This window comes from candidate division WOR-3 bacterium (assembly GCA_039801085.1).
Taxonomy (GTDB): domain Bacteria; phylum Hydrothermota; class Tepidihabitantia; order Tepidihabitantales; family Tepidihabitantaceae; genus JAOABP01.
The window spans coordinates 182,578-198,377 of record JBDRTY010000001.1 but is presented as its reverse complement, the minus strand read 5'-3'; the positions used below and the strand labels follow the sequence as shown (position 1 = coordinate 198,377).

The 15,800-nt window shown below is 57.1% G+C and carries 15 protein-coding genes and 2 CRISPR repeat arrays (1 of these 17 running past the window's edge); of the genes, 4 read left to right on the top strand and 11 right to left on the bottom strand.

The annotated features are described in order from the left end of the window. Positions 1 to 160: a CRISPR direct-repeat array (repeat unit 37 nt; unit sequence GTCGCAATCCCTTTTGAATCAGGGACAGAATTCAGAC) (it extends 987 nt beyond the left edge of the window). Between the two features lie 181 nt (positions 161 to 341). Genes ABIK48_00915 through cas6 form a run of 7 tightly spaced genes read right to left on the bottom strand, consistent with a single transcriptional unit; the run spans position 342 to position 8,141 of the window. Beyond that, positions 342 to 1,742 carry a hypothetical protein gene (locus ABIK48_00915; protein ID MEO0020723.1) on the bottom strand — a complete coding sequence of 467 codons (1,401 nt, stop codon included), beginning with the start codon at positions 1,740 to 1,742 and terminating at the stop codon, positions 342 to 344. After that, positions 1,739 to 2,722, bottom strand: coding sequence for a type III-A CRISPR-associated RAMP protein Csm5 (csm5, locus tag ABIK48_00910; protein MEO0020722.1), 984 nt, complete (start codon positions 2,720 to 2,722; stop codon positions 1,739 to 1,741). Before csm5 ends, ABIK48_00915 begins: the two co-directional genes overlap by 4 nt. Continuing rightward, the gene (csm4, locus tag ABIK48_00905) at positions 2,719 to 3,669 is read right to left on the bottom strand and encodes a type III-A CRISPR-associated RAMP protein Csm4 (GenBank protein ID MEO0020721.1); all 951 of its coding nucleotides are present in this window, start codon (positions 3,667 to 3,669) and stop codon (positions 2,719 to 2,721) included. Before csm4 ends, csm5 begins: the two co-directional genes overlap by 4 nt. Continuing rightward, a complete protein-coding gene (csm3, locus tag ABIK48_00900; GenBank protein MEO0020720.1) occupies positions 3,666 to 4,457 on the bottom strand; it encodes a type III-A CRISPR-associated RAMP protein Csm3 in 792 nt (263 codons plus the stop codon). Before csm3 ends, csm4 begins: the two co-directional genes overlap by 4 nt. A gap of 3 nt (positions 4,458 to 4,460) precedes the next feature. After that, on the bottom strand, positions 4,461 to 4,931 hold the full coding sequence (gene csm2, locus ABIK48_00895) for a type III-A CRISPR-associated protein Csm2 (protein MEO0020719.1): 471 nt from the start codon (positions 4,929 to 4,931) through the stop codon (positions 4,461 to 4,463). Further along, positions 4,891 to 7,230, bottom strand: coding sequence for a type III-A CRISPR-associated protein Cas10/Csm1 (cas10, locus tag ABIK48_00890; protein ID MEO0020718.1), 2,340 nt, complete (start codon positions 7,228 to 7,230; stop codon positions 4,891 to 4,893). Before cas10 ends, csm2 begins: the two co-directional genes overlap by 41 nt. After that, positions 7,227 to 8,141 (bottom strand): CRISPR system precrRNA processing endoribonuclease RAMP protein Cas6, encoded by a 915-nt coding sequence (cas6, locus tag ABIK48_00885; GenBank protein MEO0020717.1) that lies wholly within the window; start codon positions 8,139 to 8,141, stop codon positions 7,227 to 7,229. The genes cas10 and cas6 overlap by 4 nt, the downstream gene beginning before the upstream one ends. A gap of 45 nt (positions 8,142 to 8,186) precedes the next feature. Next, positions 8,187 to 9,166: direct repeats of the CRISPR family, unit length 37 nt; unit sequence GTCGCAATCCCTTTTGAATCAGGGACAGGATTCAGAC. A 103-nt stretch (positions 9,167 to 9,269) separates the two neighbouring features. On the opposite strand from cas6, the gene ABIK48_00880 reads away from it, so the two are divergent. From ABIK48_00880 to ABIK48_00865, 4 genes are all read left to right on the top strand, one after another. Further along, the gene (locus ABIK48_00880) at positions 9,270 to 9,392 is read left to right on the top strand and encodes a hypothetical protein (GenBank protein MEO0020716.1); all 123 of its coding nucleotides are present in this window, start codon (positions 9,270 to 9,272) and stop codon (positions 9,390 to 9,392) included. A 263-nt stretch (positions 9,393 to 9,655) separates the two neighbouring features. Beyond that, the gene (locus tag ABIK48_00875) at positions 9,656 to 10,015 is read left to right on the top strand and encodes a 4-fold beta flower protein (GenBank protein ID MEO0020715.1); all 360 of its coding nucleotides are present in this window, start codon (positions 9,656 to 9,658) and stop codon (positions 10,013 to 10,015) included. A gap of 19 nt (positions 10,016 to 10,034) precedes the next feature. Next, positions 10,035 to 10,634, top strand: a complete 600-nt coding sequence (locus tag ABIK48_00870; GenBank protein MEO0020714.1) for a hypothetical protein — start codon at positions 10,035 to 10,037, stop codon at positions 10,632 to 10,634. A 13-nt stretch (positions 10,635 to 10,647) separates the two neighbouring features. Next, entirely contained in the window at positions 10,648 to 11,184 is a 537-nt protein-coding gene (locus tag ABIK48_00865) for a methyltransferase (protein ID MEO0020713.1), read from the top strand. Here ABIK48_00865 and ABIK48_00860 read toward each other — a convergent pair. Genes ABIK48_00860 through ABIK48_00845 form a run of 4 tightly spaced genes read right to left on the bottom strand, consistent with a single transcriptional unit; the run spans position 11,164 to position 15,795 of the window. After that, entirely contained in the window at positions 11,164 to 12,465 is a 1,302-nt protein-coding gene (locus tag ABIK48_00860) for a hypothetical protein (GenBank protein ID MEO0020712.1), read from the bottom strand. The two genes, ABIK48_00865 and ABIK48_00860, sit on opposite strands and share 21 nt — an antisense overlap. After that, the gene (hutU, locus tag ABIK48_00855) at positions 12,466 to 14,172 is read right to left on the bottom strand and encodes a urocanate hydratase (GenBank protein MEO0020711.1); all 1,707 of its coding nucleotides are present in this window, start codon (positions 14,170 to 14,172) and stop codon (positions 12,466 to 12,468) included. Between the two features lie 54 nt (positions 14,173 to 14,226). After that, on the bottom strand, positions 14,227 to 14,757 hold the full coding sequence (locus ABIK48_00850; GenBank protein ID MEO0020710.1) for a DUF177 domain-containing protein: 531 nt from the start codon (positions 14,755 to 14,757) through the stop codon (positions 14,227 to 14,229). A gap of 33 nt (positions 14,758 to 14,790) precedes the next feature. Further along, the gene (locus tag ABIK48_00845) at positions 14,791 to 15,795 is read right to left on the bottom strand and encodes a MoxR family ATPase (GenBank protein MEO0020709.1); all 1,005 of its coding nucleotides are present in this window, start codon (positions 15,793 to 15,795) and stop codon (positions 14,791 to 14,793) included. Positions 15,796 to 15,800: the final 5 nt, after the last annotated feature.

Here is a 15,800-nt window from a genome sequence, read left to right as displayed (position 1 = left end):
GACGAACGCTGATTGACGCCCTTGGTTCTGGGCTTGAAATCCGCAGTCGCAATCCCTTTTGAATCAGGGACAGAATTCAGACTTGCTGGTGATTGATGAAGCAGATAACTGGCAAAATCCTCAGTCGCAATCCCTTTTGAATCAGGGACAGAATTCAGACTCTCGACATCGCAAGTATTTGAACAGCTGGAGGTTATGTATGCCGTATGGGTTGAGAGCCGGGAAAAACGCACTTTCAGCGTCAACCCAGAATTAAACCACATACACATCCTCATCCTCACAAATCTCTCCGGTACCGATTATCACTCCCGATTGTCAAAGAGCGATGCCGGTTTGAGGAACTATGTTGTTGTCCAGGGAACGGGCTTGATCCTGTGAATCATATCCTGATAGTCGGGATACAGTTTTTTCAGCCAGTTCAGGGCGTAGCCGAAAAATTCTTCCGCCTCCTTCATAGTAATGGTCGCATTTCCATGCTCAATCCACAAGCCATTGCGAATGTCCAGCTTCTTTCGCATTCCTTTTAAGAAATCCTCATTCTCCTCAGCTACCAGTCGGTCTTTAAGCAGATAAAGCATCATGTAAGTGTGAATCAGACCCAGACGCACCGGCACCTCAGCCCCACTGCCCATAACCTCTTTGTGCAACCTGCTGAAAGCCTGTTGATAATCCTGCCGGATTTTCCCTTCAACCTGACCGGGATTGATGTTGTGCTGCACCAGACTTATCTGTCCAGCCAGCTCTATGATCCGATAGGAACAGAGAGCAATAACACTTGCCTGCTGAGCATCAAGCGCTATTTGCGCCTTGACTGCAAGGGAAATAAGAGCTGACCTTCGGTACTCCTCTTTTTTCAGTAATTCGTAGTATTTATTCCGGTCATCTTCGGTCAGCGGCTTGAGAAATTCCATCTGTTCTTTCCACCTGGGTACATGGTCCATGAACAGGCGATATTGTTCAGCACAATTAACTGCCTCGGATAAAAAATTATAGGCGCTGCGGAAACGAAACTCAAACCACTCGCCATAGGAACTGGAAACAAGCGCTTTTACATGACATTTTCTGGGGTCCGGTATCTTCCGGCACAGCGTGTTGTAAATCTCACTTGCCGGCTGATAACTGCCACAATTATAAAGCTTATCAGCCAGCTCTTCTTCAACCGAACGGAAAACCTGATAGGGGTTGGAAAGCTGCACAATCTCTTCGCTTCCGGGCCTGGGGCGACGCAGATCGGCAAGATACTCCCTGGGGTCAACATAATAGCAAGGGATATTTTTCAGAAACGAAATCAACGCTGCACCCACGACCATGGCTTTTTTGCCGCCGGTGATGTCACAGGCGAGTTTCCGCCCCTGATAACGGTTCAGCAGTTCGTTGAATCCCTGATATACCTCGCCTGTTTCGATACCCTTCAGAATGGTTTTGTCGTACTGGTCGGGCTGAAGTCCGGTTTCACTGACGATGAAACGCAACTGTCTCTCGGTTTCGGTCGAGCATATGAAATGCACCCTCCTAGGGGCAAGTGCCAGAATCGTCAAAATGACTGGTTCGGGACTGGTGCCAACCAGCGAAAGCAATATTTCCGGTTGCTCATAACCGGAAATTGATTTAAATCGCTTCTTGAGTTCGGGCCATAACCGTTCGCGATAAAACGTGTCGCGCTCGTCAGAAGATGCTGTTCGCCAACGCTCTACCAATTCATTAAAGTTTTTATCATCGACAGTTCCCTTATCTCTGCTCATACCACCTCCAGCTCCGCCCAGCCCATAGGTATTGACCCGATCCGCTTGCGGGTCCGCGGTCCGATCCGGGTATCAACCTTGGGCAGACGGTAAATATGAGTTAAATTCAGCTCCTGGGCAAGAATGAGCAGAGCGGTGGCAAACATTCCGGAACCCTGACCGAGCCGGATCAGGACCCGGCTGGAGTTCACCTGCACATCCGTTGGCTGACGGTCCTTTTCCAGCACCTTGCGGTAGAACTCGTTGACCCTTTCCAGCAGTGTCTCGGGAGTAAGCTTTGACTGAGGCGGGATCCTGAGCGTCAGGTTGAAGGTGATGCCGGGTCTGAGGGTTTCATACAGAACCAGGATCACACCACGCCGGGCACCAATCACCCGGGCAAGGGAAAGCTCCAGAGCGTCCGAGGGGTTCTTAAAATCGGAATCGGTAACATCCAGCCAGCGGGTGAATTTCTTGAGCTGGAGATCTCCCGCATCGATTAACGCCGGCAGTACGATATTGAGCGGGTCCTCGTACTCCCTTGTCTTTTTGCCCCTCCGGTTCTCTTTTTCCCAACCTTCAAGTATAGAGCTTAACGTATGATAATCTGACTGTTTGAGAACATCATAGCACAGGGCGGCGAGGATCGCACCCTTGAGGGAGGAACCTGGAATGTAGACTCTGCCGGCAGACTGGATAAAAAGCCGGACTTCAATCTGATTGGTATTCCGGGCACTGGGTGAAACCGGAATCCGGTACAGAATGTGCTTCCGGAGCAGCTCTTTCGGCAGAAGCTTGTCAATCGCCTGACCGCTGGCAGCAGACTGCAGAAACTTGTCTTTGATGGAAACGAAATCCGGGTCGCTGAAAAGGCCGGCAATATCCACCCGGCAGAGCTGTCCAGCCTCAAGGAAGTAGTCCAGTATGCTGACGGTCTCGCCGGAGCCGATATGAACCGGAGTCAGGATCTTCAACCGGACAGTAAAGGAATTTGAACTCATTCACCCCTCCTTTCCGGCCTGAAGCGGCAGGGCAGGGTAAAAGCAACTCCGTAACGATAGACCGGATGCGGAAGCAGCACCCTGTCCGGGGTAACATCAACCAGCATCCCGCGGTGATTACCACCGGGAAACACCGACCCCTCGGCAAACATACCGACCGCCTTGCGCCGCCAGGAGCGATTGTCTGGTGAGTAGACATAGCCCCGGCGGAAAATCAGCTGATACCAGCCTTCAGCCAGCCGGGCGGTCTCGCCCTCGGCAGGGTAGTAGAGTGACAGCAGGAGTTCGGCGTCGGCACTGGAAGGCAGGTTGAGCTCAATCTGGCGAAACTCGGGCGGATAAAACTGCCCCTTGCCGACCGTGCGATAGCCGCCGACCCCCTCATCGCACATCAGCCGGACTGTTGCCTCAAACTTTTCCTTCCACTCCGGTTTGACCTCGTAGAGGAAAAAGAAAGCGGCATTATGGAGCCAGACCTGGCCGAGATGATAGAACCCGCCCTCCTCGGCTGCCGTGCCGGTAAGCCGGGAGACAGTAACTCTGGGAACATCGTCGGTTGTGATTACGCCTTCGGGGAGCTTTGCCTGCACTGTTTCCTCATCGAGCGCCTTGCCTGCCAGCAGTTTTTCAAACTCCGACTGCATAACGAAGCGGATTTTCTTCTGCTCCTTGCCCACCGGAATCTGATTATGGGGCACCGGAAAGTAGAACCGGTCCTGGCAATGGCAATAAGCGGAACTGATGAGGAGCGGGGGCGTGGAGCCGAAGGCGGCAAGAAACCGCTCCAGCTCCGCTCTGCCGTAAAGAAGCAGAAAACTGTGGCAGAGGGCGGAAAAGAGGGTGTCGGAATGAACGAGCGTCTCCGTGCCCTCCCGCATCCCTTCCCGCTGGCCAAGGTGCAGTGGACCCTTCGGTTTCAGTATGCAGGCGTTCAAGGTAGTCATCATCCGGTGAGCCCCTTTTTCAACTCTGCAAAGTTATTAATCAGCTCCCGCGGAGTTGTCCAGGTTTTGTTTACCGCTCTTTCAGCAGTAAGGCCAAGATTGCCCTTTTCGTAATCCTCTTTCTTGTTCCACCAGACTCTGATATTTTCAAACTTCACCTTGCCGTAGCCGCGCGAGCCCATCCCGCCGAGATAGTCATCCTCAAGCAGCGCCATCGCCTCAAACAGATGCTTGAGCAGGTCTTTATCTCCATCCTCATAGATGTTGAAGATGAACTCTGCCGGCCGGAAGATCGCCCCTGCCGGCACCCGCTCAATCTGACGGAGGCTGCCATGAAGCGCAGTTCCGGTCCGGCGGTCAATTGCGGTCTCAAATTTCACCTCGGTATACTTCAGATCCATATTCTTCTGCATCTCTGGCGTTATGGTTGACTGATCCAGCGGAACATCCCGCACCAGCAAACGTCCGAGGGTTACAGTTTCGCCGTTAGCCGAGCCGGAGACACCAAGAACGCCCCAGATCTTACACACCTCACAAAGGGAACCCGATGAACACATGTGCCGTCCGCCATGCTGGGAGGGAGGCTTCGCCAGCTTACGCTCAGTCAGTGTCAGCATCTTACCGCGCAGAGCCGAACCGGGAATGTATGGAACGCCGTAGGCATCGCTGATCACCGGAGAATCCGGTCCCCCGATTTTTAATCCGGTCTGACTGCCACCAACTCTGATTCCGGTCAAGGCGACAATCTCGGCACTGATAATTACCTTGCCATGCAGTCTAATCTCTGCCATTTTTTACTCCCTTCCACCATAATAGCGGTGATAGGCAACCACCGCCTCAATGAATGCCTTGAGATTTTCAAACATTGAAGCTGGCGCTTTTGTATTCGGATCGGTCACCAGCTCAATCGCATAATCAATAACCCCCTGAAATTGCTTGACCCTGCCTTTGTGTCTGCCCGCCGCATAGGCCAGTTTCGGCCTGAGCAGTTCCAGCTCACGCCGGACGCTGTCTTCACTGCTGGTATCAATGCTCTGGATGTCATCAAGGATGGAACGGACCTGCGAGGTTGTCAGCTCCTTCTCCTTGCCCATCTTGTTTATGAAAATCTGTCCCAGCTCCTGGGCGAAGGTATTGAGGAGTCTGACATTTCCCTTGCGGACGATCTCCTCTATATGCTCTCTGGCTTTCTCTGTCGGCTTGTATTCCCGGAAGTACTTTGCCTCAGGATTGGACTGGCTGCTGGTTCTTTGTGATTGTTGCATCCTTATCCTCCCTTTTTAGTTTTTCTCTTGTCCTCAGTTCTGCCCAGCGGGTGATGAGCGGAAGATGAGGGTGAAGGTTAATGTCCTGCACAACCCGCTTCTCCAGCTCATCCAGCTTCAGCACCGCCTCGGGCATGTTCTTCATTCTGGCTTTCAATCTCGTCAGGGCATAAAGCAGGCGCCAGACCGGAAAGACCGGAATTTCGTTTCTGTCTGCCTGCTCCATGAGTGCCCAGCTGGAGTTGAGAATTGAGAGCAGGGCGCGGGGAACCGGGTATCCGTCTCCCAGCAGTTCGACGAGCTGACAGGTGATATCCCGGACATCCGGATAATCGTCCCAGCTGACGAACGCATCCAGAAATACGAGCGCATTCCGTCCCATCATCTTCGCCTGATCCTCGGCATCGCCAGCCCGCTGCGCCGCCTCGTAGACCGGAAACTTCTCCGCCGGCGCAACAAAGATACCGGCAGACAGGGTGAGCCTGCCGGAGGTGAAACGCTGAAACTCCTCATAAATTCTCCGGGCAAACTGCGGCAGTTGCGACCAGGCACCGATGACAAACAGGTCATCACCACCCGAATAGGCAAGGTAGATACTGTCCAGGAATTTATCCTCCTGCGCCAGCGCCTGCACCCGGGCGGTGAAGAAGTAACCCAGCAGATAGCTGAGCATCGCCAGCCGGGAAACGGAGGCGGTCTCGCCCAGACCCTTGCGGAAGGTCTCGCCCAGCCGGTCAACATCCATCCGCAGCACACCCCAGCGTTTTACCCCGTCAGCCTTACCGGCGATATCCTTCAGCTCTGCTGTTTTGCCCTCTGCCTGCGGCACATGGGTGGCGATAAACCGGAGACCGCCGTCTCCTGCCGGCAGTTCTGTGCTGTTGAGGATATAAACCTGCCCCTCCGTGCCCGAGCGGATATCAGTAACAAACGAGTAACTTCTGCCCAGTGCGGCCAGCACCGCATTCCAGTCCCGGCGGTCAAGGGGATGTGCCGCCACCGGCTTCTCAATCAGATACTTTGCCTGATGCAGCTGTCTGCCCAGCTGGATGAAGCTGTCGCAGAGAGAACACACCTCCTGCTCACCGCGGGTCAGCTCTTCGCCGCAAATTGCACAGCCAGGCGCTTCACCGCCAACCCCGGTCGGACCGAGCACCCTCTGCCAGTCGGTCCCCGCCAGCAGCCGGCTGAACCGGCGCCGCTTCATCTCCCCCAGCTGGCTATGCAGCTCTTCCCAGACCCTGCCAAACCGCTCAAGCCTGAACTCCTCTGCCCGGACCCGCTCGACCGCCACCGTAACACTCAACCTGCCCTGATGGACTGCCAGCAGAACCTGATCAACCTCACGGGCAACGCCGGCAATCTTCTCTGCCAGATTGTCAACCACCGGCACGAGCAGATAGAAATGACCACCACCGCAGTAAAGAAGATTGGTGCGGGGCAGCTGGAAGAGATCGAGAATCCTGCCGGCAACCGCCTCGGAGACAAGCTGGAGATAAAGCGAACGCCCGCGCAGGCTCTTGAGCGCCCCTTCTGCCCGGAGGTTGTAGATGAACTCCTGGATCCCCGACAGATCACCGCCGACAAGCGCTGCAACCTCTCCTGTGCCTGATACCTGCTCCGACTTCAGCGCCTCAATGAGCCCCTCCACCTCGCCTGGCTCAAGCCCGGTGCGGTAGATACAGGCGGCGATCGCTGCGCTTAACTTGAGATGGTGAAAAAGGGAGATGTCTGCCAGACTCCGGTATGCCGCTGCGGGAATGAACATCGTATACTTCTCCAGCAGGGCAAGCAGCCGGTTGACGAGCGCATCAAACCCCAGCCCCTTCAGCGAACCTGCCTCCTGAGTGAAGCGGTGCCAGAGCCGCTGATAATCAGCCCACCCCGGTTCGTAACTGGCAGAAGGCTCAATTTTGCCATCCTCAGGCAGTTCGGAAAGGGGAAACCGGGTGTACTCCTCGGAGTGATAAAGCGTGGAAAAGACAGAAATCAGCGCCAGTGCCGACGGTGTGCCCTCCTCTCCCTCTTCAAGGCTGATCCTTTCCCCACTGGAGAGCCAGTCGGCAAGCGTGACGATCATGGTCAGCGCCGGATTGCGTGCCGTCTTGACATCACGCAGGTGGTGACGGGCGGCGATATCCGCCGCATCCACCCACTCCGGGTCAAGATAGTTGGTGATAAACCTATTGCTCAGCTCCGGATGATCAGTCCCCGGCAGTTCTCCGGTCCGATGCCAGAACTTGCCGATGTCGTGCAGCAGGGCACCAAGCACGACCGCCTGAAACTCCCTCTCGTTCATAGCACCTCCAGTCTGTATTTTCCCATGCCAAAGGTTGCCCCCTTGCCGATGTGAATGATCTCACCGGCGGTAAGGAAGGGCATGAAGGGTGTCAGCTCACCCTCATAAACCGCCCAGCCGGTCACCCCTTCCCGTTCGATCAACCTGCCCTGGCGCCGGGAAAAGTGATACCAGTCCGCACCGGCAAAAACCGCCTCGGTGAGCCGGACCTTTTCTGCTTCCCGGAGCAACCAGCGGTGGTCAAACTCAACCGGCTGGTCGTGAAATGTGCTCAGCAGCCAGAGCCGGCGCAAAAGCGCCCGGACCAGAATATGAAACTGCGGGCGCCGGCAGAGCCTGCCCTGATAGATTATGCGGGTCGGAGTAAGAAACTCGAGCCTTACTTTTGAAACCGGTGTTTGAGTCGGGACAAAGTTGAACTCCTCAATCGCCAGCCTGTCGGTGATTACCTGACGCTCGGGCTTGTAAATCTGTCTGCCGTTCTGATAGACGCCGTTGAACCTGAGGGACGCCCGGTTTCTGCCCAGCCCCAGCTCTGCCAGCTGCTCCAGAGCACAGATGAAATAGGCGAGAAAGTCAATCGCTTTGCCGATGAGCACCAGCCCGAACCGCAGCCGGGAGTTGCGCGGCAGACGGGTGCGTTCATCATCCGGGGGTTCGAGAACAAACGGCTGGGGCACAGTCTCTGGCTTAAAGGTAAGAGGGAAGTTATCCGGCTTGGGGGTATTGAACACATAACTCCAGACACAGCGCGGGCGGAGCAGACAGCCCCGGCAGTTACGGTCCGGAAAGGGACAGCAGACCCGGCGCAGGGCAAGCCCGAAACCGCCCCGCACCACCGCCCCTTTGAATTCCGGCAGCTCCAACGGCTCGGTAGCGGTAAACTGAACGCTCAAAGGCAGATAGCGCAAGATGACAATTTATATCTGCTTCAAAGCCGATTGTCAATAAATGCTGACAGCATCCCTTTTGAATCAGGGACAGGATTCTGACCTTTCACATTATCCGCTGACGAAGTTATTAACGCCATTAAGTCGCAATCCCTTTTGAATCAGGGACAGGATTCAGACCGAGTAAATTCATGTCTAAATTCTACGAAGAGATGAAGAAAAAATGTCGCAATCCCTTTTGAATCAGGGACAGGATTCTGACGGCGTGCCCTTAGGAAGCGAAAACTGGGGGTTGTGGTCAGGGTCGCAATCCCTTTTGAATCAGGGACAGGATTCAGACTGGGACGGGCAAAAGTGGCGGCCGGTGAAAGTTAAGACCGGTCGCAATCCCTTTTGAATCAGGGACAGGATTCAGACAAAGTGAACCTTCCCTTTATCCGTGGGTATGCGATACTTGGTCGCAATCCCTTTTGAATCAGGGACAGGATTCAGAGGATATTCCGGCAACATCTTGATGAGTGGGTTGACTGGTTCTGTGTCGCAATCCCTTTTGAATCAGGGACAGGATTCAGACGGCAAGGCAGATAATCCGCCAGTGTCCTAAACCGGTTGGTCGCAATCCCTTTTGAATCAGGGACAGGATTCAGACCGAAAAAGTTCGGCAGGGTGATTGATACCTTCACAACAAGTGGTCGCAATCCCTTTTGAATCAGGGACAGGATTCAGACTTAGGAGAGGGCGGGCTTAAAACAGAAGCTAAAAGTGCTGAGCAGTCGCAATCCCTTTTGAATCAGGGACAGGATTCAGACAGAGCAATAAGAGAAACTACCTGAACGACATCCCTACGGAAGTCGCAATCCCTTTTGAATCAGGGACAGGATTCAGACGCCGAGCTCGCTGACCTTCTGAATCACATCTCTGTCGCCGACCGTCGCAATCCCTTTTGAATCAGGGACAGGATTCAGACGACTTACGGTATAAAACGGGCTTGGCATATCATACTTATGATGTCGCAATCCCTTTTGAATCAGGGACAGGATTCAGACCCTCAGGGCTGTAACTATCTGAAGAGCAGGATGTTAAAAGGTGGATTTGGGTTGACCCCCGCCGGAATTGGCATTGAGTGCTCAACCCAGAAAAAACTCCGGATTGTCAAAGAGCAATGCGGTCAGGCTGAAACCGGTCCGGAACCATCGCACCACAATCAGACGCCATTATATCCGGAACAATGAGCGCTGTCAAGCACCCGCGCCCGCAACACTCCTGCTTTAGGGTATTTTTAACTTAACTGAAAAGTTTTCAAATACTTAAGGGCTAGCCCCGGGCTACCCCGGTCCTGCAGGGAGGACAGTTGACTCCGCTGATGCCGGTGGTTTCCAGCGGTTTACTGTCCTGACCGCAGTGGAGCAGGCAGGTGGAGAAATTGCGGCTGTGCTCAATCTCAGGACCGGGTTTTGTCCCGGCTTGACTTTTAACCGGTTTTACTGATAATTTTAATCTGTGTTTAATTGCGCTCTTTGTTTACGGAGGAAGAAATGACGGAGAAGGTGATTTATAACAGGTTCGGCAAGGCAACCTACCGGCTGCGGGAAGTGGTTTTCTATGACTTCATGGGCAAGCCGCGCGGGTTTCTCGTCGGCAGGACGGTCTATGATCTCCGGGGAACCCATCGCGGGTTCTTTGTCCAGAATGTGCTCTATGACCGGGGAGGCAGGGTGATCGGGTATGTGGCGGGCGCCAGAATTGACGGGCTGACTCTGCCCGATCCCGAGGTGCCGCCGGTGCCCTATAAGGATCTGCCCGCTCCTGAAACCCCGGCAAACTGCGTAGATCTGGATCTGCCGCGGACCGCACCGGTGTGGTCAATCATGCGGCTGGAAAATCTTCTGGTCTGATAATTAAAAAGGAGGCGGCGTGAAGTCGGTTAAAGTCGCAGGTGTACTGCTCTTTGTCATCCTGGCAGTTGGCGCTTCCGGGCTGGAGCTGAAGGGCAGGGTAACCCGGCTCTGGGAGCATAACAGCTTTACGATTGAGACCCGGTCCGAGGAGACGGTGCTGTGGTTTGATCTGCCCAAGAACAGCCGGATTTTGGTGCTCGTTGAGGCGAGCGGGGTTGAGCCGCGGCGGGTGCCGGTGAACTCGAGCGCACCGCTGACGCTGAAGGGAATGAAGGAGTGGCGGATTACCGTAAGGTGGGATTCGGTTGACTGTGAATGGGGGCTGCGGCTTGCCAAGGGTGAGGAGCCGGTTCTGAACCGGGTCCAGGGTTATGCCAGCACCGGCTTTACCTTCCGGTTTCAGCTCGTGACCGAGGAGGAGCTGGAGGTGTGGCAGTTCACCAGCCCGAAGGATGCCACCTTTATCGTCCGGCAGAGCGCGGTCGGTGCGCGCGGATCTGAGGAGCAGGACCTGGCTGACGACCCGAAGGTGAAGCTGATCGGCGCCGGGATCTTCAATATTGAGGTTGACCCGATTGACGGCGAAGGAGAGTTTGTCGCTGAGCGGGTAAGATAACCTTCAAACAGTATTGGCGTCTTCCGAACTTTCCCCTACCGCCCGGCTCGGGCGGTTTCTTTTCCGCTGCCGGCAGGTTGCCGGTCTGCTCGGTTTTGTCCTTGTCGCCCTGACCGGCAGACCCGGACCCGGAACACTGCTGAACGGGCTGGTGCTGCTCCTCCCCGGTCTGCTTTTGCGGTTCTGGACCGCGGGCTATATTGGCAGGGAGAGCAGAAAGCCGGAGATTTCTGCCCGCCGGCTGGTGGTCAGCGGTCCTTACCGCTATTTCCGCCATCCGCTCTATCTGGGGAATTTTGCGCTGGTTGCCGGAGTGGTGGTCGGCTTCCATCCGCCGGTCTGGAGCGCACTGGTGGTGCTGTTCGGCTATCTGCTGATTTACGGGCTGATCAGCCGGGCAGAGGCGGAAATTATTGCCCTTGCCTGTCCCCAGCCGGAGAGTCCGGGGTTCAGCATCCGGGAGGCGCTGGCGGAGTGGCAGACCTGGCTGGTGACCTTTATTGCCTGGGGGCTGGGCTGGCTGAAGTGGCTATTTCTTCTCCGGCGGTAGGATGCGGAACCGGGTGGTCAGGCTGAGCTGTCTTCCCGAGTTCAGGTCCTCAACCCGGGCGAGCAGCAGGTAATTGCCCGGATTCAAGTCCATGGTGTGCACCCGCTCCAGCGCAGTGCCGGTTGTGCCCGCACCGGTGATGAAGCGGGAGGGTGCGGGGATAACCGCCATTCTTCTCGTGTCCAGGTCCATCAGCTCGTAGCGGACCTGTGCCCGGTGGCGGTTGAGGCTGTCGGTCTTCAGGTTGTAGATTTCAAACAGGGCGTAGAAGGTGCCACCGGAGCGGACCTCAGGGAGAACAAGCGGCACCACCCGGCGGTAGCGGGGATGCTCAAACTGCGGGCTCTGGAAGATATCATCCACCAGTGCATATAGTACAATATCAGAGCCGGGCTGGGCGCGCCGGACATAGTCCACGAGGTTAAGCTCTGCCCGGACCTCGCCCGCTGCCGAGCCGTCGCGGTTGACCGCACTGACCCGGACCGAATAGATGTCGGCAGGCAGGGAAAAAAGCTCCCTGCCGACCACCAGGACGTTCCCGGTGTCGGCGGAAAAACCATACCAGCCGGAGCGGACGAAACCGCCGTAGCGCCGGGAGTCAAACCGGAATTCAAACCGGAGGATATCGCCCGGCTTCAAACCCGCCGGTCTCACGCCGTAATGAAGCTCAACCTGCACCGTCTCCTGGTGCTGGCTTAACCGGTAAAGGGCAATCTGAAGGTCCAGTTTTCTGGCATCCGGTCCGGGCGACGGTGCCGGTCTGCCATAATCCACCGGCTCAAATGCGGGCGGAAACCAGCGATTGCCGAACCGGGTAAATCCGACCTGCCGGAACCCGACCCCGGTCTTGACAAAGTCAAACTGGAGCCCGAGCGAGTCATAGGTCCAGATCTCCGCCGGGTTGACAAAAAGCCGCAGGGTCTCGTTTTCCACCGGCAGGGGTGCATACTCCTCGCGCCGGGGCGGTCCGTAGCGGATGTAGACCGGTATCCGCTCATCACCGAGCAGGTCGAGCCGGCCGAAGAGCGCTGCCGCCTTTTCTGCCCGCTCGTGGTAGCGCCGGTGCTCCTCCGGATTCCGGTCCTGCCAGAACCAGTCCAGATACTCCTGACGTGCCTGTGCCGAGCCGAGACTGAGATACTGCTCTCCTGCCTGCGGGTCAAGGGTGCGTAAAATCAGGTATTCCAGTTTCTCCTCCGGACCGAGCCGGTCCGCCCGGGAAAGTGGGCGGAGCTGTCCGCAGGCAGCCGGCAGGAGAAGCAGAAGCAGCAGTCTTGACACTTAATCCAGCATCGGAATCACAATTCCGGCTTTCCGGGCAAGGCTGATCGCCTCCTCATAGCCGGCATCCGCATGCCGGCACACGCCCAGACCCGGGTCATTGGTCAAAACGCGGCGGAGCCGCTCATCCATCTGGGGTGTGCCGTCGCAGACCACCACCTGGCCGGCATGGACCGAATAGCCGATGCCGACGCCGCCACCGGAATGGATTGAAACCCAGGAGGCGCCGGAGGCAACATTGAGCAGCGCATTGAGCAGGGGCCAGTCGGCGATCGCATCTGAGCCGTCCTTCATCGCCTCGGTCTCCCGGTTGGGTGAGGCGACCGAGCCGGTGTCCAGATGGTCTCGGCCGATGACAATCGGCGCCCGGAGTCTGCCCTCACGGACCGCCCGGTTGAATGCCAGACCGGCACGGTCCCGCTCCCCGTAGCCGAGCCAGCAGATCCTTGCCGGCAGGCCCTGAAACGGCACCTCATTTTCCGCCTTTTTGAGCCAGTTGTGGAGTTCGGGCTTGTCCGGGAAAAGCTCCATCACGATCTTGTCGGTCTCGTAGATGTCGTCCGGCTCACCGGAGAGGGCGACCCAGCGGAACGGTCCCATCCCCTGACAGAAGAGCGGCCGGATATAGGCGGGCACAAAACCCGGATACTTCCAGGAGCCGGTTCTGCCCGGAGTCCGGATCTCCTCCTCGCGGAGATATCCGCCCTCGAGCGCCTTGCCGCGCAGGTTGTTGCCGTAGTCAAAGGTGACCGCACCCCGCTCCTGCAGGGCGAGCATCAGCCGGACATGGCGCGCCATCGTCTCGTAGGCACGGCGCTTGTACTCCTGCGGATCCCGGCGTCGCAGTTCCAGCGCCTGCTCAAAACTGATGCCTGCCGGCACATAGCCGTTGAGCTCGTCATGGGCTGAGGTCTGGTCGGTCAGGAGGTCGGGGGTGACATTGCGCTCGAGCAGCCGCTGGAGCAGGTCAACGATGTTGCCACACCAGACGATTGACTTTGCCTGCCGGTGCGCCTTTGCCTCGAGCGCCGCATCAATCGCCCGGTCGAGATTATCAATCCGCTCATCCAGATACCGGGGTTTGCGCGATGCCCGGCGCCGTTCAATCCGCGCCGGATCCACCTCGGCTCCGAGATAGACCGCATTCGCCATCGTCGCAGCGAGCGGCTGGGCACCGCTCATTCCACCCAGCCCGCCCGAAACCACGAGCCTGCCGGTCAGGTCCCCGGAACCGAAGTGCCTGATACCCGCACTGACAAAGGTCTGGTGTGTGCCCTGCAGGATGCCCTGCGTGCCGATGTAAATCCAGGAGCCGGCGGTCATCTGGCCATACATGATCAGCCCCTGCGCCTCGAGCTCATCAAAATACTCCTTGGTCGCCCAGCGGGGCACGAGGTTGGAGTTGGCGATCAGCACCCGGGGCGCATGCTCAAAGGTCCGGAAGATCGCCACCGGCTTGCCCGACTGGACAAGCAGGGTCTCGTCATTTTCCAGCTGCTTGAGACAGGAGACGATCGCCTGAAAGCATTCCCAGTTGCGGGCGGCTCTGCCGGTGCCGCCGTAGACAATCAGCTCCTCGGGCCTCTCCGCCACCTCGGGGTCAAGGTTGTTTAAAAGCATCCGGAGCGCCGCCTCCTGGTGCCAGCCCTTGCAGGTCAGGGTGGTGCCACGCGGGGCGTGCACCGGTTTATATCTGAATCCTGCCATCATACGCCTCCACAGCTTGCTGTTTTAAAATATTATAGCTGACCGGTTAGCGGGTCAACCGCCCGCAGCCGTTCCTTTTTCCCGCAGTTCACATCCGCACCGCACCAGGTTGCGGTTTGCCCCGCAGACCGGACAGATACCCTGACAGTCCTCACGGCAGCGCGGTGCGATCGGAATTGCCAGATGGATCGCATCATGAATCACCGCACTCAGGTCAATGAAGTCAGCATCAATCTTCACCCGGTCCAGCTCCTCCGGTTCCAGCTCCCGGGCATAGGCGGCACCGGTCCGCTCCAGCATTGTGAATTCGGCAACCAGCTCCTCATCAAAATCCTGCTCATACTCCTCATTGCAGATCGCACAGCGCAGCCGCGCCCGGAAGTGAACTCTGCCCCGAACCAGAAACCGCTTGCCACTGCGGGTGATCACCACCGCCACCCGGATTCTGCCCAGCAGTTCTTCAAAAGAGGGGTTTTCCCGAACCTCGTGAATCTCCAGCCCGTAATCCCGTGCCACTCCCTCCAGTTCAAACCGGTTGTCCCCGGGTTTGAGACTGGCAAGCGGCACCAGCCCGATCTTTCTCATCTTCACTCCTTTTAATTCCGGCACCGGACCGGCTTAACGGCGCTGACTGCAGGTCTCGATCAGCCGGCGGATCAGCTCCTCAACCCGGATGTTCTCCGCCTCAGCGGTGAAATTGGTAATCACCCGGTGCCGGAGCACCGGCAGGGCTACCGCAATCACATCATCAATTCCCGGCGTGTATCTGCCCTCAAGAATCGCCCGGGTCTTGGCACCGAGCACCAGGTACTGGGTCGCCCGCGGTCCCGCACCCCAGCTCACATAGTCCTTGACAAACTGCGGTGCATCCGGACTGCCGGGCCGGGTCATGCCGGTGAGCCGGACCGCAAAGTCCAGCACCTCATCCGCCACCGGCACCCGGCGCACCAGCGCCTGCAGCGCCAGCACCTCGTCCGCATCCAGAATCCGTTCCAGGACCGGTTCGTATGCCGAGGTGGTGCTCTGGACGATTTTCTTCTCCTCCTCCGGACTGGGATAATCAACCACAATTGAGAACATGAACCGGTCAAGCTGGGCTTCAGGCAGTGGATAGGTGCCCTCAAGCTCAATCGGATTCTGAGTTGCGAGCACAAAGAACGGTGCGGGCAGGTCATAGGTTCTGCCCCCGACCGTCACCCGGTATTCCTGCATCGCCTGCAGCAGTGCCGCCTGGGTCTTGGGCGGAGTCCGGTTGATCTCATCCGCCAGGACAACATTAGCAAACACCGGTCCGGGCACAAACCGGAAACAGCGCCGTCCGCTCTGCGGGTCCTCATCAATGATCTCGGTGCCGGTGATGTCGGAGGGCATCAGGTCGGGCGTGAACTGAATCCGGTTGAAGGACAGGTCCAGAACCCGGGCAAGGGTATTGACCAGCAGGGTCTTTGCCAGCCCGGGAACACCGATTAAAAGCCCGTGACCGTGCGCCAAAAGGCAGATGAGCACCTGCTCGATCACCGGTTTCTGACCGATGATCACCTTGGCGAGCTCATTCTCCAGCTGCTGACGCGCCTGTGCCAGCCGCGCCACCGCCTGCACATCACTGCCGGTGCCGGTATTCATCAAAT

Bases quoted from the DNA above. Each gene is read 5' to 3' on its own strand.
- hutU (MEO0020711.1), bottom strand. From the start codon at position 14,172: ATGGCAGGATTCAGATATAAACCGGTGCACGCCCCGCGTGGCACCACC.
- ABIK48_00915 (MEO0020723.1), bottom strand. From the start codon at position 1,742: ATGAGCAGAGATAAGGGAACTGTCGATGATAAAAACTTTAATGAATTG.
- cas10 (MEO0020718.1), bottom strand. From the start codon at position 7,230: ATGAACGAGAGGGAGTTTCAGGCGGTCGTGCTTGGTGCCCTGCTGCAC.
- csm3 (MEO0020720.1), bottom strand. From the start codon at position 4,457: ATGGCAGAGATTAGACTGCATGGCAAGGTAATTATCAGTGCCGAGATT.
- ABIK48_00875 (MEO0020715.1), top strand. From the start codon at position 9,656: ATGACGGAGAAGGTGATTTATAACAGGTTCGGCAAGGCAACCTACCGG.
- csm5 (MEO0020722.1), bottom strand. From the start codon at position 2,722: ATGAGTTCAAATTCCTTTACTGTCCGGTTGAAGATCCTGACTCCGGTT.
- ABIK48_00850 (MEO0020710.1), bottom strand. From the start codon at position 14,757: ATGAGAAAGATCGGGCTGGTGCCGCTTGCCAGTCTCAAACCCGGGGAC.
- csm4 (MEO0020721.1), bottom strand. From the start codon at position 3,669: ATGATGACTACCTTGAACGCCTGCATACTGAAACCGAAGGGTCCACTG.
- ABIK48_00845 (MEO0020709.1), bottom strand. From the start codon at position 15,795: ATGAATACCGGCACCGGCAGTGATGTGCAGGCGGTGGCGCGGCTGGCA.
- csm2 (MEO0020719.1), bottom strand. From the start codon at position 4,931: ATGCAACAATCACAAAGAACCAGCAGCCAGTCCAATCCTGAGGCAAAG.